The 23992-nt window shown below is 50.2% G+C and carries 28 protein-coding genes; 5 read left to right on the top strand and 23 right to left on the bottom strand.

Going from position 1 to position 23992, the window contains the following annotated elements; translation table 11 throughout:
• Both BUB68_RS12600 and BUB68_RS12605 read right to left on the bottom strand, forming a co-directional pair.
• Positions 1-234, bottom strand: a 234-nt coding sequence (locus BUB68_RS12600; RefSeq protein WP_073092012.1) for a transposase, incomplete at its 3' end; no start/stop codon positions are given.
• Positions 235-454: 220 nt separating this feature from the next.
• The gene (locus tag BUB68_RS12605) at positions 455-1381 is read right to left on the bottom strand and encodes an Rpn family recombination-promoting nuclease/putative transposase (protein WP_073092014.1); all 927 of its coding nucleotides are present in this window, start codon (positions 1379-1381) and stop codon (positions 455-457) included.
• 148 nt (positions 1382-1529) lie between these two features.
• Between BUB68_RS12605 and BUB68_RS12610 the strand changes: the two genes are divergently transcribed.
• Both BUB68_RS12610 and BUB68_RS12615 read left to right on the top strand, forming a co-directional pair.
• Positions 1530-1730, top strand: coding sequence for a helix-turn-helix domain-containing protein (locus BUB68_RS12610; protein ID WP_073092016.1), 201 nt, complete (start codon positions 1530-1532; stop codon positions 1728-1730).
• Between the two features lie 84 nt (positions 1731-1814).
• The gene (locus tag BUB68_RS12615; RefSeq protein ID WP_073092019.1) at positions 1815-2000 is read left to right on the top strand and encodes a helix-turn-helix domain-containing protein; all 186 of its coding nucleotides are present in this window, start codon (positions 1815-1817) and stop codon (positions 1998-2000) included.
• 123 nt (positions 2001-2123) lie between these two features.
• Here BUB68_RS12615 and BUB68_RS12620 read toward each other — a convergent pair whose 3' ends face one another.
• The 7 genes from BUB68_RS12620 to hydF all read right to left on the bottom strand — a co-directional run bounded on the left by BUB68_RS12620 (position 2124) and on the right by hydF (position 7648).
• A complete protein-coding gene (locus BUB68_RS12620) occupies positions 2124-2741 on the bottom strand; it encodes a hypothetical protein (RefSeq protein ID WP_073092022.1) in 618 nt (205 codons plus the stop codon).
• A 78-nt stretch (positions 2742-2819) separates the two neighbouring features.
• Positions 2820-2978: a hypothetical protein gene (locus BUB68_RS15335; protein WP_178139533.1), complete on the bottom strand. Its 159-nt coding sequence runs from the start codon at positions 2976-2978 to the stop codon at positions 2820-2822.
• Between the two features lie 171 nt (positions 2979-3149).
• On the bottom strand, positions 3150-3599 hold the full coding sequence (locus BUB68_RS12625) for a hypothetical protein (protein ID WP_143188170.1): 450 nt from the start codon (positions 3597-3599) through the stop codon (positions 3150-3152).
• 177 nt (positions 3600-3776) lie between these two features.
• The gene (locus BUB68_RS12630; RefSeq protein ID WP_073092028.1) at positions 3777-4370 is read right to left on the bottom strand and encodes a hypothetical protein; all 594 of its coding nucleotides are present in this window, start codon (positions 4368-4370) and stop codon (positions 3777-3779) included.
• Between the two features lie 77 nt (positions 4371-4447).
• On the bottom strand, positions 4448-5383 hold the full coding sequence (gene metA, locus BUB68_RS12635; RefSeq protein WP_073092032.1) for a homoserine O-acetyltransferase MetA: 936 nt from the start codon (positions 5381-5383) through the stop codon (positions 4448-4450).
• Positions 5384-5394: 11 nt separating this feature from the next.
• The gene (locus BUB68_RS12640; RefSeq protein WP_256625944.1) at positions 5395-6330 is read right to left on the bottom strand and encodes a hypothetical protein; all 936 of its coding nucleotides are present in this window, start codon (positions 6328-6330) and stop codon (positions 5395-5397) included.
• A 112-nt stretch (positions 6331-6442) separates the two neighbouring features.
• Positions 6443-7648, bottom strand: a complete 1206-nt coding sequence (hydF, locus tag BUB68_RS12645) for a [FeFe] hydrogenase H-cluster maturation GTPase HydF (RefSeq protein WP_073092035.1) — start codon at positions 7646-7648, stop codon at positions 6443-6445.
• 109 nt (positions 7649-7757) lie between these two features.
• On the opposite strand from hydF, the gene BUB68_RS12650 reads away from it, so the two are divergent.
• Positions 7758-8333 carry a hypothetical protein gene (locus BUB68_RS12650; RefSeq protein WP_073092038.1) on the top strand — a complete coding sequence of 192 codons (576 nt, stop codon included), beginning with the start codon at positions 7758-7760 and terminating at the stop codon, positions 8331-8333.
• Positions 8334-8396: 63 nt separating this feature from the next.
• Here the strand turns inward: BUB68_RS12650 and BUB68_RS12655 are convergent, their stop codons facing one another.
• The 3 genes from BUB68_RS12655 to BUB68_RS12665 form a co-directional block, all read right to left on the bottom strand.
• A complete protein-coding gene (locus BUB68_RS12655) occupies positions 8397-8627 on the bottom strand; it encodes a hypothetical protein (RefSeq protein ID WP_014425677.1) in 231 nt (76 codons plus the stop codon).
• 342 nt (positions 8628-8969) lie between these two features.
• Entirely contained in the window at positions 8970-9818 is an 849-nt protein-coding gene (locus BUB68_RS12660) for a PHP domain-containing protein (protein WP_073092041.1), read from the bottom strand.
• Positions 9819-9831: 13 nt separating this feature from the next.
• Complete coding sequence (locus BUB68_RS12665; RefSeq protein ID WP_073092044.1) at positions 9832-10638, bottom strand: HAD family hydrolase; 807 nt, start codon at positions 10636-10638, stop codon at positions 9832-9834.
• Positions 10639-10818: 180 nt separating this feature from the next.
• Here BUB68_RS12665 and BUB68_RS12670 point away from each other — a divergent pair, with 180 nt between their 5' ends.
• Both BUB68_RS12670 and BUB68_RS12675 read left to right on the top strand, forming a co-directional pair.
• Complete coding sequence (locus BUB68_RS12670; RefSeq protein ID WP_073092047.1) at positions 10819-11133, top strand: hypothetical protein; 315 nt, start codon at positions 10819-10821, stop codon at positions 11131-11133.
• A gap of 138 nt (positions 11134-11271) precedes the next feature.
• Positions 11272-12528 (top strand): diaminopimelate decarboxylase family protein, encoded by a 1257-nt coding sequence (locus BUB68_RS12675; protein WP_073092050.1) that lies wholly within the window; start codon positions 11272-11274, stop codon positions 12526-12528.
• A gap of 71 nt (positions 12529-12599) precedes the next feature.
• Here the strand turns inward: BUB68_RS12675 and allE are convergent, their stop codons facing one another.
• From allE to BUB68_RS12730, 11 genes are all read right to left on the bottom strand, one after another.
• Positions 12600-13361 carry a (S)-ureidoglycine aminohydrolase gene (allE, locus tag BUB68_RS12680; RefSeq protein ID WP_073092053.1) on the bottom strand — a complete coding sequence of 254 codons (762 nt, stop codon included), beginning with the start codon at positions 13359-13361 and terminating at the stop codon, positions 12600-12602.
• The gene (locus BUB68_RS12685) at positions 13361-13942 is read right to left on the bottom strand and encodes a M20/M25/M40 family metallo-hydrolase (RefSeq protein ID WP_178139534.1); all 582 of its coding nucleotides are present in this window, start codon (positions 13940-13942) and stop codon (positions 13361-13363) included. The genes allE and BUB68_RS12685 overlap by 1 nt, the downstream gene beginning before the upstream one ends.
• Positions 13932-14696 carry an ABC transporter ATP-binding protein gene (locus tag BUB68_RS12690; protein WP_073092059.1) on the bottom strand — a complete coding sequence of 255 codons (765 nt, stop codon included), beginning with the start codon at positions 14694-14696 and terminating at the stop codon, positions 13932-13934. The genes BUB68_RS12685 and BUB68_RS12690 overlap by 11 nt, the downstream gene beginning before the upstream one ends.
• Before the next feature lie 167 nt (positions 14697-14863).
• Positions 14864-16540, bottom strand: a complete 1677-nt coding sequence (locus tag BUB68_RS12695; protein WP_073092062.1) for a GGDEF domain-containing protein — start codon at positions 16538-16540, stop codon at positions 14864-14866.
• Between the two features lie 17 nt (positions 16541-16557).
• Positions 16558-18180, bottom strand: coding sequence for a GGDEF domain-containing protein (locus BUB68_RS12700; RefSeq protein WP_081372007.1), 1623 nt, complete (start codon positions 18178-18180; stop codon positions 16558-16560).
• Between the two features lie 85 nt (positions 18181-18265).
• On the bottom strand, positions 18266-20002 hold the full coding sequence (locus BUB68_RS12705) for a GGDEF domain-containing protein (protein ID WP_073092066.1): 1737 nt from the start codon (positions 20000-20002) through the stop codon (positions 18266-18268).
• 56 nt (positions 20003-20058) lie between these two features.
• Positions 20059-21024 carry a 6-phosphofructokinase gene (pfkA, locus tag BUB68_RS12710; protein ID WP_073092068.1) on the bottom strand — a complete coding sequence of 322 codons (966 nt, stop codon included), beginning with the start codon at positions 21022-21024 and terminating at the stop codon, positions 20059-20061.
• Between the two features lie 183 nt (positions 21025-21207).
• A complete protein-coding gene (manZ, locus tag BUB68_RS12715) occupies positions 21208-22032 on the bottom strand; it encodes a PTS mannose transporter subunit IID (protein WP_073092071.1) in 825 nt (274 codons plus the stop codon).
• A gap of 26 nt (positions 22033-22058) precedes the next feature.
• On the bottom strand, positions 22059-22862 hold the full coding sequence (locus BUB68_RS12720) for a PTS mannose/fructose/sorbose transporter subunit IIC (protein ID WP_073092073.1): 804 nt from the start codon (positions 22860-22862) through the stop codon (positions 22059-22061).
• An 82-nt stretch (positions 22863-22944) separates the two neighbouring features.
• The gene (locus BUB68_RS12725) at positions 22945-23421 is read right to left on the bottom strand and encodes a mannose/fructose/sorbose PTS transporter subunit IIB (RefSeq protein ID WP_014425691.1); all 477 of its coding nucleotides are present in this window, start codon (positions 23419-23421) and stop codon (positions 22945-22947) included.
• The gene (locus tag BUB68_RS12730) at positions 23421-23852 is read right to left on the bottom strand and encodes a PTS sugar transporter subunit IIA (protein WP_073092075.1); all 432 of its coding nucleotides are present in this window, start codon (positions 23850-23852) and stop codon (positions 23421-23423) included. The genes BUB68_RS12725 and BUB68_RS12730 overlap by 1 nt, the downstream gene beginning before the upstream one ends.
• Positions 23853-23992 lie beyond the last annotated feature (140 nt).

The following is a 23992-nucleotide window of genomic DNA, read 5'->3' on the forward strand; positions in this document are numbered from 1 at the left end:
TAGCATCTGGTCATTCTTTTTCTTCAGGTCGTCCTCCTTCCTCTGAACGGCCTTACGCTCAGAGTCTGCTCCAAAGGCGAGATGGGCATTCTGTAGGAACTCCTGCTTCCATTTTCTGACCATGTTTGGATTCAGGCCGTTTTCAGAGCAGATTACATTGAATTCCTTGTCACCTTGAAGAATCGACAGGACGATCTTGGTCTTGAATTCAGCAGTGTACTTTTTTCTTGGCATGATGGCAACCTCCAATTTTCGTTACCTATACTATATCATGCACTCTTAAAATTTTCAGTACTGGTCTGAATTCATGGGCCCATTATACATCGCTTAGTCGGCGATGGGCATCAGTGATGTCATAAATCTACTTCATATTTATAATATGCAATTAATTTTCGGCATATTCACGTGGCCTGAAAAAAAGGCCGCACAGTTTTCTCTGTACGACCTTCTCAGTTTACCAGTTATTATTCACAAATTCCACTGCATCGTTCTGTGTCAAAGAATACCTCTTTATCAGTTGCTGAACAGCTACATCCTTATCAAGATTAAGGTCTCTCACCGTAGCTATAACATTCTGCATTCCTTCCTGCGCAGCTTCAGCACGTCCTTCAGCATGACCTTCAGCGCGGCCTTCAGCGCGACCTTCTGCGCGACCTTCTGCCAATCCTTCTTTACGACCTTCCTTACGTCCTTCTTCGCGGCCTTCTTCCAGTCCTATATTACGCATTTCGCGCATTTTCATCTCGTAAGTCATATAGCTCCTCCTCTCCCGTTCGATAGTCTTTACGTCCTTTATTTCCTGATCTAACTCCTGGACGAATTCATCATTGCTGATTATCCCATCCACATAGTCCAAGAAAGCTTTGACGTCCGGAGTAACATCGTCCATATCCCCCTTAGTGCTCAGGAACACTTTTGTGGAACCATCCGGCATCAGGATATCTTTATCCTCAGTGCAGTAGTTACGGAACGTATAGATATGCCTATGCTCGTCCAAAATCGCAAAGGGGCAGATGAATATAATGTAGGTGTCATTCAACTCATCATATTCAGCTCCGGTTGCCAACAGATCTACATCTATCATCGATTGGTAATAACGAGGACGTTTGAACAATGCAGCATCCGTCAGCTTACGCACCTGCATCTCCACATTATAGACTGTGTGCTTTTCATCTTCCACATATACGTCCAGACGGACACCCTTACTCTGGTAAGTAGCCGTTATTGTCTTTTCTTCCTCCAGATATTTTATATCGTGAATTTTGATTTTGAGAATCTTCTCCAGCATCTTCTTGCAGATGCGCTTACGGCTCATGACCAGCTTGAACATGTAATCGTCCTGTATGGTCAGTTCTTCCCATGGTTTGATTTTATACGCCATAAAACTCGCCCTTTCTTTATCTTCATTATACAGCAGACAAAGTTCTAGTGTCTATAAGGTTTTCATCCCAGTAAGGGGCATTCTTAATCAAAGTAAAGCTTGCAGGAACTAACATAATAATAATCAAGCACGAAAGGAGGTTCCCAATATGAAGGTCGAAAAGAATATACTGACGGTTGCTGAAGCAGCCTGCATACTGTCCTGCAGTCCCCACGTTATCTATCGTCTGATTCACAGTAACGCCCTTGGAGCCTTTAAGGACGCAGAAGGCCGACCTTGGCGGATACCGGAATCCTGCATCAAAGATTATGTTGCCTCACGTATGAGCAACGCTACTTCTTTGAAGTGATGCAGGTTTCCCCAGTCATTTTATTGATTGTCGCTACTTCGATAATCATGGTCTTATCGTACAAAAATCAGGAGGCGGAAAATCGTGGAAAACACCAGCGAATCCCTAGTAACCGTAGAAGAGCTCTGCGAGGAGCTGATGATAGGTCGTAATGCTGCATACAGCTTGCTAGCCACAAATAAGATAAAAGGCTTTCGCATCGGCAGGATTTGGAAAATCCCCAAAGAAAGCGTAAAGCAGTATATCAAGGAACAAAGCTACATTAATTAAGAGTAATTATCCATACAACTTACCATTCTGACAATCACTTGTCCCACATTCCCAAAAAGGGAAGAGCCGATTTTTAGGCTCTTCCCTTAGATACATCCAATATAAGTTATGATTTGCTATGAATTACCAATTATGGTCTACGAATTCTAACGCTGCCTCCTGAGACAACGAGTATCTCTTGGCTAACTGCTGCATAGCTACTTCTTTGCCAAGGTTAAGGTCTTTCACAGTAGCTATGACATTTCGCATACCTTCATGCGTTGCCTCATCACGTCCCTGACTCCGACCAACATCTATACCTTCATTACGAGCATCTGTTACCATATCATCTATTGCTTTGCACACGTCAATCCGCTCCTCTCCTACAGGAAAGTTGAAATCTTGTCCAGAACATACACTTATCGTCTGTGCTGCTAAACGGTCTAATGATTTATATTCCTGATTATTGTTCACCAGATTGGTCAACTCTGTCTTGTCTTTGGAATGCTTGATGAACTTCAAAATGCTTTCGTCCAAACCTTCAGGATACATTTCCCTAAGCGTTACAGGCGCATCCCATTCATCAGCGCCCCAGTACACCACTAAGGTGATTACAGGCAACACCTTATCGTCACGATGAAAACCTGACAAAAACTCTGCATTATCATTTCCATGATTATGCGCTGCCTTATGAGATTTAGCCGTAGCGGCAACCTGTTCAGTCAATGTCATCGCATCGTAAAGCATATTTCTAATAGGCATAGCCGTATGGACTTCTGTCTGGTTTTCTACGCCCAATATACAGTAAGCCGCTTTGCCATCCGTTTTTTAGCGCCAGATTCAGTACATCTCTTGCTTTTGTTCAGGAAGGGATGCACCATCTGAGCCATAAGGCAGGACAATGCTGGTAGTATCCATATCCCGAAGTGCACCTATGTTCTTATCGGTCATATACGACATCAAGCCTTCTGACTCCTGCTGAAATCCAACCAATATCATATATTTCTCCCTTCTTTGTATAGCGGACTTTTCGTTCTTTTTGGTAGCTTAGCAGCAGGCTACATGAAAAATTTTTCCCAAAAAGAACTACGTCAGCGCGCAAGCAAATCCCATTCATAAAAACAAAAGCTCCGAGTTTCCTCAGAGCCTTTGGAATGGAATCTTTGTATCTTATTTGCCACGCAATATCTTGAGAATATTGAGACCGGATTCTTTTTGCTTCTGTTTGTCCTTCTTCAGATACTTACGTTCATTCTCACGCGCAACGCGGTGAGCATTGGAAGTAGCCTCCTGAACCTTCTGCTGGCAGGACGTGCAATATACCCCCGTAAGGATCAGCTTGCCGCAACGGCTGCACGGATAGGAGACACGGCCCTTCATGGCAAACTGACCATCCTGAATCATCTGGGAGGCCACCACCAAGGGGGCTCCTGTATGTTTGACGATATCACCAGCAGAGCAATTGGGATTGGCTTCTACGTATTTCTTAACCTCAACTTCATAATTGCGGTATGCATCATAACACTTCTGGCAACAACCTGCACCTGTATCAGCAAACAGCTTACCGCATAACGGGCAATTCTTCAACACAGGACGTTTCCTGTTTTGATATGTCAGCATAGTAATCATCCCTTCCCTATTTGTACCAAGGGGACAAAGCTTCCCTGCCAAAAACTACTATTTACATTATACCATAGCAGAATAAAATAGTATATAATTCAGAAAAATTTTCCTTTTGCAAAAAAGACCTGAAAGCTGTCGCATCTGCGAAACAGCCTTCAGGCTTCTCTGGTCATCTTACTTATGCTTTTTCTTGAGCGCTTCCAGTTTCTTCTTCACACTATCCGTTACATGTGCCTTCTTCACAGTTTCCGTGCGCTGCACCATTTCATCAACATGCGCATAGGCATATTTCAGGATGGCACGATAGAATACGCCATCCACATCCTTTTCAGACAGATCCGCTATCTTGATGGCCTTGTCCGCCGAAGTGGTTACACTCAGAACGCCCCACTCGTCGTCCAGGTCTTCATGTCGGATCACCGTCACGGTTTCTGCAGCTAAATCAAAACGCAGGTATTCTGCCGTCCCTACCAGATTTTCATACCCCTCCATGGGCAGCATTTTCCAGCGGCGCTTGGCCTGCACATCCTGAATCTGCACTAAATCATAAGTCTTCAAGGCTGGCACCAGCATGATGTTAGCATCCAGAACACCCTTGCTGTCTTGCCCGAAGTACATTTGCTGTTTATTGAAAAAATAGTTTTGCCGGGAAGTGGACTGCACCCACTGGTAGATATCCGGCGAGATCACCTCTTCTGCTGAGGTTTGGGGCTGTGCCATAAAGAGCATGGCTGCCGCTAATATACCCGCGCCCCATCGCTTGTTCATAAATAATCCCCCTAATTTTTTATTGCAACGTGTTTATTCTACACCTCTTTACTGAAAAAACACTGAAACAACCCGCATTAGTCCTCTTGTTCTTTATAGAGTTCATCCAGTTCATAAGGCGTCTCCTGGTAGACATAATAATTCAGCCAGTTCGCAAAAAGCAGATGTGCTACGCTGCGCCACCGCACAATCGGCTGTCGCGCAGGATCATCATCGGGATAGTAGTTCTGAGGAATATTCGGGTTGAGCCCGGCCTTGAAATCACGGTCATATTCCTGCTTCAATGTCGTGGGATCGTACTCCGCATGACCAGTGATAAAGAACTGCCGCTTTTCCAGATTGGCAATGATATAAGGGCCGGCTTCCCCCTCTGCTTCAGCCAGGATCGTCAATTCCGGCACTTTCAAGATGTCTTCTTTGTGCTCCTCCGTATGGCGGGAATGGGGTACATAGAAAACGTCATCAAAACCTCGCAGCAGGCGTTCATGTTCTACACACAGATGATGCGGGAACACGCCGAAAATCTTTTCCGGCACCTGATATTTGGGAATGCCATAGTGATAATAGAGCCCCGCCTGCGCGCCCCAGCAAATATGGAAGGTGGAATAGACATGCGTCTTGCTCCATTCCATGATTTCGGCAATTTCATCCCAATAGGCCACTTCCTCAAAGGGCATATTTTCCACGGGAGCTCCAGTGATAATCATGCCATCGTATTTCTTATGACGTACTTCCTCAAAAGTACCATAGAACTGCGCCAGATAATCCATCGGCGTATGGCTGGGCGTATAGCTCTCCGTATAGATGAAATCCACTTCTACCTGCAACGGCGTATTGCCCAGCAAACGTAGGAGCTGAGTTTCCGTGATGTACTTGATGGGCATCAGATTCAATATCAGTATTTTCAACGGACGGATATCCTGACTGTAAGCCCGGTCAGCATCCATCACAAAGATATTTTCCCCTTCCAGTATATGGGTCGCCGGCAAGGCGTTGGGTATCTTAATCGGCATCGAATCTCCCCTTAATCCAAACTATAACGGTGAACCCAGGCACTATGATTCTCTACATAGTTCCTCAGTTCGATAATATAACGATATTCCTCGCTGGCCCTGCTCACCATTCGATACTGCCCATCAATAGCTGCATCGAGGGACTTCCAGCCTTCCTTTGGTGTCCAGTATTTACCCGCAATGGCTTTTTCCGTAGCCTGTGGCAGGTTCACTGCCATCTTCAGGAACTTGATCTCCATAACCTGGCCGTTGCTGTCCTTCACTTCCTGCCACTGCCAGAATACCAAATTATTCCCCTGCATCCGCATAGTGGAAGTATCCACTTTCGTATGCGTGTAGATTCCATCCGGCGAAGTGGAGTCAAACACCGTCAACCAGCGGTTTTTCGCCTTGACTCGCTCCATTTCCTTATTCTGATGGAAGGCCTGGTCAACAGCTGCGGCATAAAAGGCCTCATTGAACTGCTGGGAATTGATCTCCCGTTCCTTGGCCGCCGTATTGGCTTCCGACCAAATCACTTCTCCGGCCGCATTATAAAAATGTTCAGCCACGCACTGCACCGTGCGGTACTGCGGCTTGATGACCAGCTGCGCCGTACTGAATGACAATTGGGCCGGGTCCGGGAACTTGTCGCTGAGACCATATGCTGCCAGGGTTTCCTGAGCACCGCCATAGCTATAGGATGTCTTCGTCCAGACCTGTACTTCCGTGGGGATCTTTCCCCGGGCCGTTTCCACTGTACGGGTTACCACCACAGATTCAGGATCAAAATATTTGCTATAGTTGTCATCCGAAGCCAGCCAGTACCACTGTTCCTTAGCAGGATTTTCCGTGGCCGTCTGCTGCGCAAAATCAATCTGCACCGCCTGCACAGGCTGGGGATTTGTCACGATGAAAGAGCCTGCCAACAGGCTCAGTCCGATCAATTGATACATTCGTTTATCCATAGTGTTCACCTCATGTTTAATCTCATGTATTTTCAAACTTACTTTCCATTTTAACGTATTTTACCACATTGGGCAATGATAGACACCTATCCCTGGCATAAGACTACCCCGTTCAAGGCTCATATGGCAGGGATACCTTATCCAAAATCCCCAGCAGCGCCGCAATGGCCAGCCCGTAATTCGTCATGGGCACATGCTGTTCCTGACATTGCTGCACCCGGCTCAGCACATACTTGCGATTGAACATACAGGCCCCACAATGGATCACCAGATCGTAACCGGTTAAATCCGCCGGAAAGTCCTTGCCGGACACAATCTCAATCTTCAAATCATCGCCAGATTTCCTGCGCAGCAGCCGCGGCAATTTCACCCGGCCAATATCTTCCTGCAGCGGCTTATGGGTGCAAGCCTCGGCAATCAAGATATGCGCAGATGCCGGTATTGCCAGCAAGGCCTCTGCTCCTTTCAGGAAATAACCGATATCTCCCTTGAAAGCAGCAAAGAGCACGGAAAAAGAAGTCAGCAGGGATGCTGCCGGTTTCAGCGGATAAACTTTCTGGAACGCCTGTGAATCCGTGATGATGAGTTTTGGCGGTTCCTTCAGCCGGTCCAAAGTCTCTGCCAGCTGGTCTGTCGTGCAGCAAAGTGCCTGACAGCCTTTGTCCAATAGTTCCCGCAAGGTCTGTACCTGTGGCAGGATCAGCCGTCCCTTCGGCGCCTGGATGTCCTGCGGCATCACCAGCAGAACAAGGTCTCCTGCCTGACACAGATTCCCCGTAATGGAAGGCTGCTCGAAGTCTTCCGGCAAGGCCCGGATAAGTTCCTGCCGCACCTGTTCCAATCCCTTTTTATCGCCAGCACTGACCAGCAGCGGCTTCTCCCCCGCTGCCTGCTCGACTGCCGCCTGCAACGGCCGGCCTTCATCGGCCAGTTCATCCGCATGGCTGATCAGCAAGATCACCGGCGTCTTCTGCCGACGAAAAAAAGCCAGCCACTTCAAATCCTCTGCCATATCCAATCCACTGAACAACAGCAGGGCAATATCCGTTTCCCGGGCAGCCTGTTCCGTCTTCTCTACGCGGAGTTTCCCCAGCATGCCCTCATCATCAAAGCCGGCCGTGTCGATGAAAACCACGGGGCCGATACCATGAAGTTCCATAGCTTTATACACAGGGTCCGTCGTAGTCCCCGGCACGGATGACACCGTAGCCACCGCTTGTCCGGTCAGGGCATTTATCAGTGATGATTTACCCGCATTACGCCGCCCAAACAGGCCGATATGCAGGCGATTGCCCCGCGTCGTATCATTAAGACTCAATTGCAAACTCCCCCTTCGAACCACATTGCACCTATATGTAATCAGTATAGCACAATCCCCCCTAAATGTGATACACTGATAACCAGCAAATACAAAGGAGTAATCAGCTATGAGCAATTACGCAAATTTCCAGGTGGGCGAAAGATTTCCTCTGCCGATAAAGAACCAGCAGGACGGCGGCCTGTTCCAGATTGATGCCAACGGCTGCATGTTTATCCTGCAGCTCTCCCGACACGACATCATCGCCGCGGAGGCTTTCCGCACGGGCAAGATGGAGCTGGCCCTTTATGAACAGGATGGGCTGCTTTTCTTCCTCTACCAGATTGATGGCATCTTCAAAGAAGGCTGGGGCGACGCTCCCTTCTCCCTTGCGGGCATAAAACCGGAACTCCTTCCTACAAAAAAAAGCCTGGCCGACCATACCCTGCATCTCTATCTCGTAGATACCACTTTGCAAATCCTGCTGGCCCAGCGCGATGTAGCCATTCCCGCTGATTTTATGGCCATATTGGGAAAACATGTGGCAGCACAAAAAACCGCTCCCATGGATAGCACCGCTTTTGCCCTGGCCGTCCAGACCATCTGGGCACAAAAAAGCCCCGCGCAGATGCGCGAGGCAGCCAGTGCCGTAATAGAGGTTCCTTTGGATATTCCTCTGCCCCCATCCAAACAAAAGCTCAATTGATTCCAGACAAAAATAATGGGCACTTCCCGCCTTGGCAAGGAGTGCCCTTTTTCCATATTTCCATCATGCGACCCCAGCAGTCACACCATCAATTCCACGGCTATCGAGCCATTCAGCTACTACCTGGCGTTCAGCAGACTTGCGGCCCATCTGAACAAGGTCGACCATGTCCTGTCCACCTGCATAAGCTTTGAAGTCGCTATGACCCATGAGCTTTGCGGCTTTGGTGAACTGTTTGACGCGGACAGGGATAAAAACTTCTTCCATCCATTGCGAACAAATTTGTACTTTCATGATCTATCTCTCCTTGTATCAAAAACTCGTGACTTCTCACTGGCTTATGATGGATCAACCATCCACGGCATCCGTTACCAGCTGTCACTGCAAGTACACTCCCCTGTACTTTGCTTCCAGAGGTTTTGCTTACAAGATATATCGATAGTTTTTGAAAATACTTAAGGGTGTTCTGATGAAAATATGGAAAAATTTTCAGATACTTTTCAGTTTCTGCGTCTAAGCTTCATCTGCTAATACACCTTTATTCTACCCCTGCCGCCCATGTTTGTCAATATGTTTTTAAAATATTTTATTATCTGAAAGTTGTTGAAAAAAAAGAGCACAAGGCTCTTTCTTTCCTTACTCCAACGGCACGACTTCGCGCTGACGCTGGGTGAAGCGGATTGTGTTCTTGTAACCATAAGAACGGGCATAATTGACCGCTTCATCATGATAAGCACCACAATCCTCCGGCTTATGCGCATCCGATGTGATGATGACTGGCAGCCCCTCCTGAGATGCCACGCCCATGAATTTATAGTAAGGCGTGATTTCGGCAATCGGATAACGGTAGAACGTCCCCGTATTGATATCCACAACCATATTGGCTTTTTTGAGCGCCGCCACAGCCCGGATCAGATACGGCGTCGCATCGAATTCCGGGATATAGTGGAACAGACGGATGTTATAAGGATGGCCCAGCACATCATAAAGGCCCGAAGCGGCCAGCTTCTCAATCTCCTGGGTGTATTCCTCATACACATCATTGAGGTCTTCCTTGTCCCACTGCGCCATGATTTCCGCGGAATCATAAGCCCAGCCATCCAGGAAATGAACAGAGCCAATCACATAATCAAACTTGTAATCCTTCAGGATATCCCGCACAGCATCCTGATTCTGGAAATTGCAGACCTCAATGCCGGTTTTCACCTTATGTTTCTTCTTGAGCTTAGCCATGAAGGCGAAGTATTCATCCAAGGTGTATTTGAACTTGTTGGTCTTGAGCCATTTTTTCTGGAACTGCCCGATAAAGGAATCGTCCAGGATCAAATCGTCATAATAAAGCGATTCAAATTCCGGGAACGTATGGGAGTGCTCGGAAATGCCAATCTCATCCAAGCCCAGCAGCGCTGCCTGATGGAAGAATCCTTCCACCCACTCCTCATCATAGGAGCCTTTCTCAAAATGCATATGATAATCTGCTCGCATAACTGCTTCCCCCTTAGCCGCACAGACCGTCGTCAATCAGTTTCTGAATGCCCTGCAGCACACCATGTTCTTTGTTGCTGGCTGTGGTGAACCGCGCCAGTTCCTTGATTTTCGGATGAGCGTTTTCCATGGCAAAACTATAGTAAACGGAACTCATCATCTCCGCATCATTCATATAATCGCCAAAGGCTGCACATTCCATTGGCGTGATATGGAGTTTTTTCTGCACCTGCTGAATGGCAATGCCTTTATTGATATCAAAACGCATCATGTCCACCCAATAATCGCTGGAAGTCGCTACCTGGAATGGGCCACGGTACTTTTTCAGATAAGGATAAATCCGTTCACCAGCCCGGCCCTGTTCATCGAAGAAAGCGGCCTTGATCATATCATCCTCGATTTCCGCGAAACTATCCACAACCTGGGTATGGGTATAATACTTGCGCAGCTCTGCCGCAAAGGCCTCATTCATCTTGGGTCGCAGCACATAGGCATCATTCTTGCCGCAGAACACCTCATACACGCCCGGAATATCCTTTGTCGCCTGCAGTGCCTTTTCGCCCAAACTCCGCCGCATCACACTGGAAAAAACCTCTTTGCCATGATAACGAACCATGGTGCCGTTTTCAGCCAGGAACAGAAACTCGTCCTCATACCCCTTGAAGGTTTCCAGCAAAGAATAATACTGCCGCCCTGAGCACGGTGCGAAGAGCACGCCCCGTTCCCGAAGCTGACGGATCATATCATCGAAACCTGCCGGCAATTGCCCATTCTCATCCAATAACGTGCCATCCATATCCGACATAATGAGTTTAATCATGCCAAGACCCCTCTCATAGGAATTATTTTCATCTTGACTCCTATTGTATCATGAAATCAGGTACTAAAAAATACTTTGTTACAGATTAACGAAGCAAGAAAAAATTTATTGACGTAGTTGCATTTCTCTGCTATTATCAAGATAGGGGTATTATACTTTCTTGAAAGGAGGAGGAACAGCATGGATGTGAGAAGTATTGATTCGAAAAGTATGGAATCTTTGTTGCCACACCGCCACGAAGAGGTCTTAAAGAGCCAACAGAACAGGCTGCTCGGCATCATCAATGCCGTCAAGACGGGAGATGAAGATGTCAACAAAGGCTTGCCTCCGCTGCACACCTTATTATCCAGACTGGATGCCCTTCAAGGGTCACAGGAATTGGAAAATTCCAGCTGGCACTCCTCCCCCGCTTTCGATGTGGATATCCGGCACGGGGAAGAACAGGATCCCTTTGCTCAGGACGCATACGTCCTGGATTTACAGTATTATGCTTGATCATAACCTCTCCCGTACTGGGAGGGGTTTTTTATGATAATTTTTCTCTCCCCCTATAGCAAAAGTTATATATTTGCGTTATAATAGTTTACATATTTACATAGGTTTTCTACTCGACGTGCCAATAGGAGGAACGCTATGAGCAAAAAATATTTCCCTTTGTCCACTGAGAAATTACATGAAGTGATTCAAAAATTTCCTACCCCTTTCCATATATACGAAGAAAAAGCCATCCGTGAGAACATCCGTGCCCTGCAGGATGCCTTCTCCTGGGCCCCGGCTTTCCATGAGCAGTTCGCCGTAAAGGCCCTGCCTAACCCACGCATCGTGCAGATTCTTCACGAGGAAGGCGCTGGCACAGACTGCAGCAGCCTGGCCGAGCTTCTGATTTCCGAAGCCGCCGGTCTCAAGGGCGAAGAAATCCTGCTGACCTCCAACGATACCCCTGCGGACGAATTCCAAAAAGCCGTGGAACTTGGGGCTATCATCAACCTCGACGATATCACGCATCTGGACTATCTGGAAGAACATGCCGGCCTGCCGCAGGTGCTCTGCTTCCGCTACAATCCCGGCGATGCCGTGGAGGGCAACGATATCATCGGCCAGCCCACGGAAGCCAAATACGGCCTGACGCACGAGCAGATGCTCGAAGGCTACCGCCGCGCCAAGGAAAAAGGCGTGAAACGCTTCGGCCTGCACACCATGGTGGCTTCCAACGAGCGCCGCACCGAAGCTTTCCTGCTCACCGCCCGCCTGATGTTCGAGCTGGCAGTGGAACTCAAGGAAAAACTGGATATCTCCGTGGAATTCGTGAACCTCGGCGGCGGCTTCGGCATCCCCTACCGCCCCGAAGAAGAGCCGCTGAACCTCAAGGAAATCGGCGAAGGCATCCATCAGCTCTACAACGAGATGATGGTTCCCCATGGCCTCGATAACGTCGCCATCATGACCGAAAGCGGCCGCGCCATGACGGGCCCCGCCGGCTGGCTGGTATCCACCGCCATCCACGAGAAGCACACCTACAAGGATTACATCGGCCTCGACTCCTGCATGGCCAACCTCATGCGCCCGGCGCTCTATGGTGCCTACCATCACATCACGGTGGCGGGCAAGGAGGATGCCCCCTGCGACCATACCTATGATGTGACCGGCTCGCTCTGCGAGAACAACGACAAGTTCGCCATTGACCGCCAGCTGCCGGAAATCAACATCGGCGACATCGTGATCATCCATGACACCGGCGCCCACGGCAGCGCCATGGGCTTCAACTACAACGGCAAACTCTGGTGCGCCGAGCTGCTGCTCAGAGAAGATGGCAGCATCGAACTCATCCGCCGTGCCCAGACCATCGACGATTACTTCGCCACGCTGAAGTATCCTGGCTCCCTGCTTTGATTTCACAAACCAATAGATAAACCAAGTACAAAGGGGTACATGCTTTAAAGCAATGTACCTCTTTTTGCATCTTAAAGGCTTACGTCGCGATTGCAATCCTTGGAATAGATATAGGCAAAGGGTTCCCGCCCTACGCCATAGGAGCCTTGCGGCACATAGGGGCCGAACCACATGAAATCATCCTTGCGGATGGGCAGCCACTCATTTTCCATGATATACATGCCCTCGCCGGACAGAATATAAGCACCATGTTCCTGCACATGGGTTTCCACAAAGGAATGGCAGCCGCCGGGTTCAAAGGAGAGGATGTGCATATTCATGTCAAAAGCAATATCCTTGGGCAGCAAATCCTTGATAAAGACGTTCTTCATGCCCTCGTATTCCATAAAGGGTATCTCATTGACATTGCCCTGCACCAGATACGGTTCTCTGTCTGGCAGTGGGATGTATTTCTGTTTATACAGCAACAAACGTGCCGGCTGCTTACAGGCAAACTTTATGCCGCCTTGCCCGGCGGGTACATAGACATAGCCGCCCGCCGTCAGGGAATACGTTCTGCCGCCGGCTTCGCATTCAGCCGCGCCCTCGATGCAGTAGAAAAAGCCGTCCACGCCTGTTTCCTGGCATAACGGTTCTCTGACCACTGCTCCGGCTTCAGCCTCAATCACATACTGCACAAAGCTGGCTCCCAGCTTGGGCGAAGCCACAATGCTGACCTTGGCTTTCTCTACACCGGGCAATACATTATTGACCAGTCCGCCCCGCGGCAGGATAGCATAAAGGCCGGTTTTTACGATAGCCCGGGTGGACAGAATATCTTTTGGGTAACTCATCAAGATTCCTCCTTATTGATTTTCATGATCGTATCAATCATCACATCCACAGCAGCGGCCAGATGCCGGCAATCGCTCCATTCCTCGAGGCAATGACTGCGGCCCCCCTTGCTCGGCACAAAGAGCATCGCCGCAGGCACCCTGGCGGATATGGGCAGGGCATCATGTCCTGCGCCGCTATGCATCCGCATAAATGCTGTCTGCTGTTCCAGCGCACTGGCCTGCAAATATCCCACCAGCTGCTTATCCATATAGCCAGGCTGGCTGTCCAGACTTAGCTTTATCGCATAGGAAACGCCGGCTTCTGCCGCTGTTTCCGCCAATGCCTGAAAAATCTGCTGTTCCATTTGTTCCAGTTCGCGAATCTCCATACTGCGCAAGTCCAGAGACAAAGTTACCTTGTCGGCTACAATATTGACCGCATTGGGCTGTACCTCCAACCGTCCCACCGTAGCCACGGCACCAGGACAGGCCAGGGCTGCCTTTTGCGCGGCACGATTTCCTCTTCCGCCAGCAGGTTTCCCTGCACACAAGGGGCGATATAGAGTTCGTCCACATACGACATTTCCCTCATTCGGCACACACCGCCCTTTCTTCGTCTTCCGTTTCCGCAATCATCCGGGCAAAATCATCAACATATTCCAGGAACGCCCTGTCCCGCATATTCCGCGGCCTTGACAGATTGATGGGCACATCAGCTTCTACCTGGCCATCCTTGAGGATAACCACCCGATTGGCCAGATAAACGGCCTCTGGCACGCTATGGGTAATAAAGAAGATGGTCTTGCCACTGAGCTGCCAGATTCGTGTCAGTTCCTGCCGCATGGCTTCACGCGTCAGCGCATCGAGGGCCCCTAACGGTTCATCCATCAGCAGCACCGCCGGATCTGGCGCTAATGCCCGGGCAATACCTACCCGCTGGGCCATGCCGCCGGACAATTCCGCCGGATAAGCGTTTTCATAATCCTGCAGGCCAATCATCTCAATCAGCTTCGTGGCTGTTTCGCCCGCATCTTTGCGCTTCTGCAGCCGCAGGCCGAACTCGATATTTTCCCGTACCGTATACCACGGAAACAAGGCATGCTGCTGAAAAACCACGCCCCACTCTGCCGAAGGGCCATCTATCTCCTGCCCATTCACCACGATGCGTCCCTTATCGGGTTTCAGATAACCCGCCAACAGGTTCAGCAATGTGGACTTGCCGCAGCCGCTCTTGCCCAGTATGCAGATAAATTCTCCATCCTGCACCTGCAGATTGACATCCTCCAGCACGAATTTCGGCTCCCCGTCCACCAGATCAAAGGCTTTATGCAAATACTCAATCGCAACCCCCATAATTGCACCCCCAAAAGAAAAAGACGCCCAGCGAATCACTCGCTTTGCGTCTTTGCAAATCCTTGTTGTCTTAAGATGTTCCCATTATAACCTGCATACCTCATGATAACAACGGGCATAGTGCCCTGTTTTCCCCAACGAAAATGTGCACTATGCCCATCCTATGCCTATTCCCCAAAAATCACGCAGTTCCGGCCACTCTTCTTGGCCTGATACAAGGCATCATCGGCCCGCTTGAGCAGCGTGTCCGTGGTGTCGTTTTCCGTCTGCCATAATGTCGCACCGATGCTGCAAGTAATCTTATGTCCAGCCAGAGGTACGGCAGATACCTGTTCGCGGATTTTTTCTGCCAGCGCCAACAGCTCGCTTTGCTCTTCGAAGGCAGTCAGGATCAGGAATTCTTCACCGCCCCAGCGGATGCAGTCATGTTCCTGGGCCAGATGTTTTCTTACCAATGTGGCAAAGGCCCGCAATACGGCATCACCGGTATCATGGCCATAGGTATCGTTGATTTTCTTGAAGAAATCAATATCCAGCATCAGCATGCCGAATGGCTGGCCGCTCTTCCGTGCCCCTGCGATAGCGCCAGCCAGCAGTTCCTTGAACTTGCTGCGATTCCAGCACCCTGTCAGGGCATCGGTTTCGGATTTCTTCTGCATCAGTGCCGCCTTATGCTCCAGACCTGCTGTCTTGCGCAGAAGCTTTTCCTCATGCCGCACCTGTTCCCGCAGGATAGCCACCACAAAATGCAGGAATGCATAGATGCCCAGCGGCGTCAGATACACATGCCAGGGCAGCAGATAAAAGTGACCAGCCACCCCATCGATGATGCCCAACAGGGTGAAGACCACTATGGGCAGAAGCACCGACCGGCACAGGATATCGCCCTCTCTGGCCGCCCGCACGCACCAATACACCACCGCGCCTTCCCCGACAGCCAGCATGGGATAATAAAGGCTCATCAAATTGTTCATCGTATGCAGCCCCATGATTTCCCCGGCCATTGCCACCACAAAGAGCAGGCCATTGGCCCAGAGCACGAGATCCATGCGGGCATAGGGCTTATCCTTTAGCATCTCCCTGGGAATGAGATTTGCCGTCAGGGGCAGGATATACCCCAGAATGCTCAAGGAATACCACCAAACCCTGGGGTAATCCCAAAAGAGGCTTTTCACATTGGATATGCAAAAAAGCCACAAGCAAAAGACCACCATGAAAAGGATGATGTAGCCATAGAGCCGCCGCCACCCCTGCGGATTGAAACGATAATAAAGGACCATGATGAAGATGATAGCCAGACCCACAGGAATGGCCAGCACCAGCGGGATATCCGAGTAGAAGAACCGCGCCATCTGCATCTGTTCCGTATCCACTGAGAACATGCCAAACCAGCCCAGATGGGTGGGCGAATTGGAATACATCTCCACGATCAGCTGCGTCTCGCCTTCAAACTTGGGCAACGCCACCATATAGGGCTGTGATCCTTCATCATAGCGCTGCGGATAAAACTTGCCCCGGCTGAAGAACAGTTCATCCCCCAGCCACATTCGCACTGCCTGCTTGGTGGTCAGGAAGAGCAGCACATCTTTCTGGGGTTCCTGCGCGGACACCTTGACCGTCAGCAGGATATGCTGGTAATTACCACTAAGGGGCGGGCGTTTTTCCATATCATACAAGGGCCAGTCCGCCGAATTTTCCCGCACCAGTTCCGGCACATTCACGCCGCCATTTTCCGTTTCATTGGTCTCCCAATAATGCCAGGGCCCTTCCAATACGGCAGCCTCTGCGCAGCTGCCCAGCCCCAGGAAAAGGGCAAGCAGAACCACATATAAGAATTTTCGCATCCTGCTCACCCACTTTCTCATTCCAGACTGATCTGATTGCGTCCATTGCACTTAGCATTGTAGAGCGCATCATCCATGCGGCGGAAGATCCCCACCTGGCTGTCACTGCCATAATGCCACTGTGCCACACCTGCACTCACCGTCACCGGATGCTTCACGGTGAACTTGCAGCCCGCCGTAAGCGTGCGTATCTTTTCGGCCAGATCACCCGCATTCACAATATTATAAGCAGGGCAATAGATGACAAACTCCTCGCCGCCCCAACGGAAGAATTCCTGCTTCTCCGTAAGCTGCTTCCGCACCAGTTCACTGAACTGTACGAGCACCCGGTCACCAGATTCGTGGCCATAGGTATCATTGATTGCCTTGAAGTAATCGATATCCAGCATGATCAGGGAGAAATTTGCCCCCTCCTCAATCCTCTGCCGGATAAAATCCTCGAAGGCCCCCCGATTCCGGCAGCCGGTGAGTTCATCCATCTCTGCCCGTTTCATGGCCGCAGCGATCTCCGCCGTCAGATCCTCGGCATGGGCCTCCAATTCCTGCTCATGGAGAATCTGTTCCTTGATCATGCAGATGATAAAGGAAATGCAAGCATAGATGCCCAAGGGCAGCAGATAGATATGCCAGGACCAGAAGCGGGTATAGAGCAGTACCCCATCCAAAAGCCCCAATGCCGCCAATACCACCATGGGAAACAACGCATATTTGGTATACTCATTGCCCCGCCGGATGGACTCCCACATACTGCGGAAGACAATGGCCTGCATCACCAGCAAAGAGCCATAGAAAAGCTGCCTGCCCATTTCCAGACCATCATAGCCCATAAACTCCGCCGCCAGCGTTCCTACCGCCAACAGGGCATAAATCCAGACCGTACGCTGTACCGCAGGACGCAGATCCGGTTCCAGCATCTCTACCACCACAGCATTCGCGGATACCGGCAGCAGATAGCAGAGGAAATTTTCCAGGAACCGCCAGATCACCGGTGCATCCCAGACCAGCTGCTTCACATTGGAAAGGCTGATTGTCCATACCGTCAACAGCATCATAAAGAGAAGCAGCTTGCAATTGAGCCGCCGCCGTGACGACCGGTGCATCAGGTACATCATCGTAATCACGCCCAACAGCACCGCCACGGGCAAGGTCACCACATAGGCAAAATCCGTGGAAAAGATCCGCCTTGCCTGCTCCTCGTTGGTATCGATAGTAAAATTATTGAATACGCCCAGCTGATGGGGATAATCCGCATAAAAATGAAAGAGCAACATGGTGTCATGGGTAAGTGCCGGCAGCTCTACCAGATGCCATTTTCGGCCATGCCCCAAAAAGCGCGGCGCAAAATCCCCATCCGCATAGATCTTGCTGCCTTCTACAAAGACCTCCACCGCCTGGCCACTGGTGGCAAACAGCAGCGTATTCTCCTGCGGATTCAACGGCGACAACGGCACCTCCAGCCAGATTTCATGCGCATTGCCCATGACCGGTGAGCGAAAACTGCGGATATCGAAATAGCGCCATTTCCCCTGGCTTTCTGCCGTCAGATACTGCCAGTCACTGCCAATCACTGCCGCTTCGCCCCGCAGGCAAAATCCCAGCAACACAAAAAGGCATAGAACTATTACGCTAAAACGCCTCATAGTCTATGCCTCCTTCTAATAGCTATCCCAGCCCAAATCCCTTGGCTTACTTATTCGCTGCCAGAGTGCATAATACCTGCTAATTTTATTCTGTTTCTTCATCACCGTAAAGATTCTTGAACCAGTGCATATTGCTCCGCGGTTCCCGGCAAACCCGGTTGCGTCCCGTCCGCTTCGCCATATAGAGGGCATCATCCACCCGCTTCAGCAGCTGGGTAGCCGAATCATCCCCACCATGCCAGGAAGCCACGCCAATGCTGCAGGTAATCGCAATCTTATCGAGAATCTGCGTTGTCTCCACCTTATTTCGCAGCCGCTCGGCAATATGCATGGTCTCTTCTCCCGTACAATGCTGGAAAAGGATCAGGAATTCCTCACCGCCCCAACGGACAAAAAGGTCCTTTTTCTTGATATTGTTCCGGATGACCTGAGCAAAACCGGATAATATTTCATCCCCGACCTCATGCCCATAAGTATCATTGACCTTTTTGAAATAGTCAATATCCAGCATGATCAGGGAAAAAGGTTCTTCCTCCTTCTGATGGCGGAAGATCTCCTCGGTCAGCACGGTTTCCAGTTTATTGCGGTTATAGCACTTGGTCAGATTGTCCATATTGGCCTTTTCAATCGCCTGACTGACTTCCTGCTGCAAGCCTGTATTCCGCGACATCAGATTCCGCTCACGCATGATCTGGTTGCGCACGATAAAGACCACGAAGACGCAGAGCGAAAGCGTCGTATAGGGCAGCACGTAGCCTTCTGTCACGAACCAGTGACCATAGAGAGACAAGCCATCAATCGTGCCTGCCCCCGCCATGAAGACCAAGGGCACGGACACCGCCCGGGCATACAGGTTTCCCTGATGGGCAGAGCTCCAGATGGCGTAGAGCGCCAAGCCTTCCAAAAGCGGCAATATGGCATAGAAGACTGCCTGTCCCCGGCTCATCCCGTTGAAACCAGCCAACTCTGCCAGGACCGCCCCCAACAGCAGCAGCACATAAATCATGACCGTGCCCCGCACAATGCGCTTATAGCTCCGATCCACCACCTGAAAGATAACCAGATTAGCCAGCAGCGGCAACAGGTACTCTGCCATCTGCATGAGGAAGCGCCAGAACACCGGAGCATCCAGCATATACTGCTTGGAATTGGTCGCGCAGATCATCCAGACCAAGAACACGGTCATAAAGGCAATGAAGGATTTATAGAGCCGCTTCGGCGCAGCCGGGCTGGTAGAATAGATCAGGATCATCACCAGCATGAAACCGGCCAGGGGAATGTTCATGAGATAGGGTACATCCTGACGGAAGATGCGCAAGACCTGGTCCACGTCACTGTCCAGCCATATCTTGCCAAAGTATCCCAGGCTATGGGCCGTTGCCGAATAAGCATGGATCCGCAATTCCTTCCCGCCGGCAGTGGCAGGAATATTCACGATATGCCACCGCTGCCCATAGGACATAAAAGCAGGTTCCAACTCCCCATACCGATAAAGGCACTCATCGTCCAGCCATATCTCAAAAGACTGATCCCTGCCCTGAATGAGCAACGAGGCATCATGCGGCAGCTCATCCGGCAGCACCGTTTTCAGCCAGACCTTATCATCCGCACTATCCACTGGCGGCGTATGCGGAAAATCAAACACATGCCAATCCGCCCCGGCCTCAGCCTCTGTTTCCGTCTGCCAATACCAATGCCCCGCCAATTCTGCCGCCCATCCGGTCCGAACAAAGGGCAGGGCCATGATTCCCAGCAACAGGAAAAGGGAGGTCATCAGCGGCAAAACAATAGCCATCCAGCCTTTAGCTGACCTTGCTTGCACAGCCTATCCCTCCCTTTTGGGTTACTTCTGTTTAATTATCCTACGCCAATAGATGCTTACGCCAGTACGCGGGCCAGTCTCACCAATTCCGGATTCAGCGTCTTCTGGTTATTGACAGCATCAAAGAGATTTACGCCCACAACCTTGCCTTCATTGAAACCAAAGACCAGATTCGTAGCGCCGGAGATGATAGCCAATGCAGCTTTTTCACCCAGCATGGAAGCCTTGATACGGTCTTCGATCGTCGGGGAACCACCGCGCTGGATATGACCGAGAACGGATACGCGGGTATCAATGCCCGTCTTGTCCTCAACGACCTTGCCCAGACCAACGGCAGAACCAGCACCTTCAGCCACAACGATGATGCTGTAACGCTTGCCGGCATCATACATGGCCTTGAGTTCATGGCACATTTCATCTAAGTCATATTTCACTTCCGGTACGAGCACGTACTCAGCACCACCAGCGATACCAGCCATCATAGCCAGCCAGCCGGAGTTACGGCCCATAACCTCTACGAGCATGATGCGGCGATGTGCAGAAGCCGTGTCGCGGAGCTTGTTGATGGCATCGACAATCGTGTTGGCAGCCGTATCGCAGCCAATCGTGTAATCCATGCCCCATACGTCATTATCAATCGTGCCCGGCAGGCCAACGATTGGCATACCCGTTTCTTTGGACAGGAGAGAGCCACCGGTAAGCGATCCGTCACCGCCGATGATTACGAGGCCTTCAATGCCGCGCTTCACGAGGTTGTCGAAGCCCTTCTTGCGGCCTTCCGGAGTCTTGAACTCCATGCTGCGGGCCGTGCCCAGGAAGGTTCCACCGCGCTGGATCATATCGGACACGCTGCGGCTCGTGAGTTCCTCGATGCGGTCATCGATCATGCCAGCGTAACCATCATAGATACCATAGACCTTCACCCCTTCATGCAGGGCAGTACGTACTACGGCGCGGGCTGCCGCATTCATTCCCGGGCTGTCGCCGCCAGAAGTCATTACGGCAATTGCTTTTTTAATCATGCAAACATCTCTCCTATATAGAAATCCATAACAATAATAAACCAAAGTAATATAGGCAGGTCTTGAAACATACCTATTATCATTTTACGCAACTACCTCACAAATGTAAAGTATTTCCGCGCAATTTGTTCGACAAATAATACGAAAAACCTTCCCCGCAGGGAAGGTTTTTTATAAAATTTCTTACTTCACACTCATGATGCCCAGTGCATAGCAAACGATGCCCAGTGCAAAGAGACCGAAGATGATCCAGATAGCGTTGACCTTGCGGCGCAAGAGAGCCATGCAGGCAAAAGTCATGAGCAGAGGTACAAGGCCCGGCATAAGCTGGTCGAGGATGCCCTGTACCGTCGTTACCACATGCTCACCCTTGGCATTGGTAATCTCAGATACCACCACGGGAATGTTGACCGAAGTCCATTTGTTAACGAGTGCACCCATGACGAACAGGCCGAGGATGGAAGCACCTTCCGTGATCTTCTGGAGCTTGTTGCCAGCGATATCCTGTACGATGTCCGTACCTTTGGCATAGCCGTATTTGATACCGTACCAGCGAACGCCCAGACGGATCAGGTTGAACAGGACGAAGAACAGGATCGGGCCGATGATGCTGCCGGTCAGGGCAAAGGATGCACCAAGAGCAGCAGTGATCGGACGGAGCGTACCCCAGAAAATCGGGTCACCGACACCGGCCAGAGGGCCCATCATACCAACTTTGATACCGTTGATAACACCATCAGGAATGTCCGCACCATTAGCCTTCTTTTCCTCAAGAGCGGCCGTGATACCGATAATCGGAGCCGTTACGAAAGGCTGCGTGTTATAGAATTCCAAGTGACGCTTGATGGCCTGCTTGAGTTCCTCGCCTTCATAGAGACGACGCAGGATAGGAACCATACCGAAGCAGTAACCCAGGCCCTGCATACGTTCCATGTTCCAGGAAGCCTGCAGGAAGTTAGAACGGACGAAAGTCCAGAAAAAGTCGCTAGAAGTAATCTTCTTTTCCATTATATTGTCCTCCTCGTTGTTACAGATTAGTCGAGTTCATCATCAAGGTCGCTGGAAGAAGCAGCTACGGCAGCACCAGCCGGAGCGGCAGCGACTTCCTGATATTTCGGGTTGAGCTGGATGTAAACCACAGCGCAAACGAGACCGATAACACCAAGAGCAACCAGGTTGAAGTCCGTGAATGCGGCAACAACGAAACCGAGGAAGAAGAACGGCATGAGGTACTGAGCGCCCATCATGTTAATAACCATTGCATAACCAACTACGACGATGAAACCACCGGCAACCTGAAGACCACCAGAGATAACAGGCGGAATAGCGTTCAGCATGTCCTGAACAGCACCCGTACCAACCGTCATAGCAACGAGCAGTGCGGGGATACCAACGCGGAGCCCCTGCAGGATCAAAGCACCATAGTTGCAGAGGTCGATACCGAAGAGGTTACCCTGTTCAGCATAGTCATCAGCTTTGTGCTGGAATACCACGGAAATCGTCTTACAGATGATTGCCAGAACCTGACCAGCAGCAGCCAGCGGCATAGCGATAGCGATACCCGTTGCCACATCCTGATGACTGGCAACAACGAGGATCGTGGAAATAACGGAAGCCAGAGCTGCATCCGGTGCGATAGCAGCACCGATGTTCATCCAGCCCAAAGCCATCATTTCCAGAGTACCACCAATGATAATACCGGTTGTCATGTCGCCTAAGATAAGTCCAGTAACGGTGCACGCAATCAAAGGACGGTGCGTCTGCATTTCATCGAGGCAGGAACCCATACCTGCAATCGTGGCAAAAATAAAAATCAGCAAAACTTGCATAGTGCCCATTATATATTCCCTCCATTATCTAATTCCCGCAGCGGCAGGCTGTCATACACCCCAACCTGCCGCCGCAAAAAAATACGGCCAATTATTTGAGGACATCCATCAGCATGACTTTCTTATCCGTATCAACCTTGCGGATTTCCAGTTCGATGCCTTTTTCATTCAGTTTCTTGAAGGATTCGATATCCTTGTCATCCACGGAAACAGCACCCGTGATCTGATGCTTGCCTTCATGGAAGCTCATGCCGCCGATGTTGACGCTCTTGATATCCACACCATGTTCCACCATGTAGAGCACGCTGGTCGGATTCGTGAAGAGCAGCAGGCATTTCTCATTTTCATATTTCGGGTTGTTGTAAACACGGACAGCCTTCTCAAGGTCAACCACATGGGACTTGATACCGGCCGGAGCAACCTGCTTCAGAAGCGTTGCGCGGATCGTGTCTTTTGCTACTTCGTCATCGCAGACGATAATACGGCTGCAGCCCGTAACCTTGGACCAAACGGTTGCTACCTGACCATGGATCAGACGGTCATCAATTCTTGCAAGTACAATGTTCATTATAAATCCTCCTCATCATCATCGGCGATCTGGCTGGCATGGAAAGTCTGCAGGCCGTTCTTGCCGGCTTCTACAGCGCGCTCCATAAGAGCCTTGATATCGGAACCATCATCAGCCAGCTGAGCGCTGCACATCTCGATGAGCATGGGCAGGTTCACGCCGGTCACAATACCATACTTCTCATTGCTGATTACCAGACGGCAGGCAGCGTTGTAGGGGCTGCCACCGAACAGGTCGTTCAGGAACAGCACGCCATCATCACAGTTCAGGTCTTTGATGGCAGCTTCATATTTTGCTACCACATCATCCGGACCTTCACCGGGCACCAGCGTAACTGCTGCTACATTCTTCTGCTCACCACAGATCATCTCGCAGGAACGAACCAGTTCCTCGGCGAAGATGCCGTGCGTACCAACAATAATACCAAACATTCTCATTACCTCCTAAAATCTTTTCCCCTCATGATTTATGATTGAATCTGAACGTTTTTGGCTTATTTTGCCTTACGCCCCTATATAATGCAAACAGCGTGCCAACTTTGTGTATCAAAAACGAAATTTTATCTTTTCGT

The organism is Pseudoselenomonas ruminantium (assembly GCF_900142515.1).
GTDB classification, from domain to species: Bacteria; Bacillota; Negativicutes; order Selenomonadales; family Selenomonadaceae; genus Selenomonas_A; species Selenomonas_A ruminantium_D.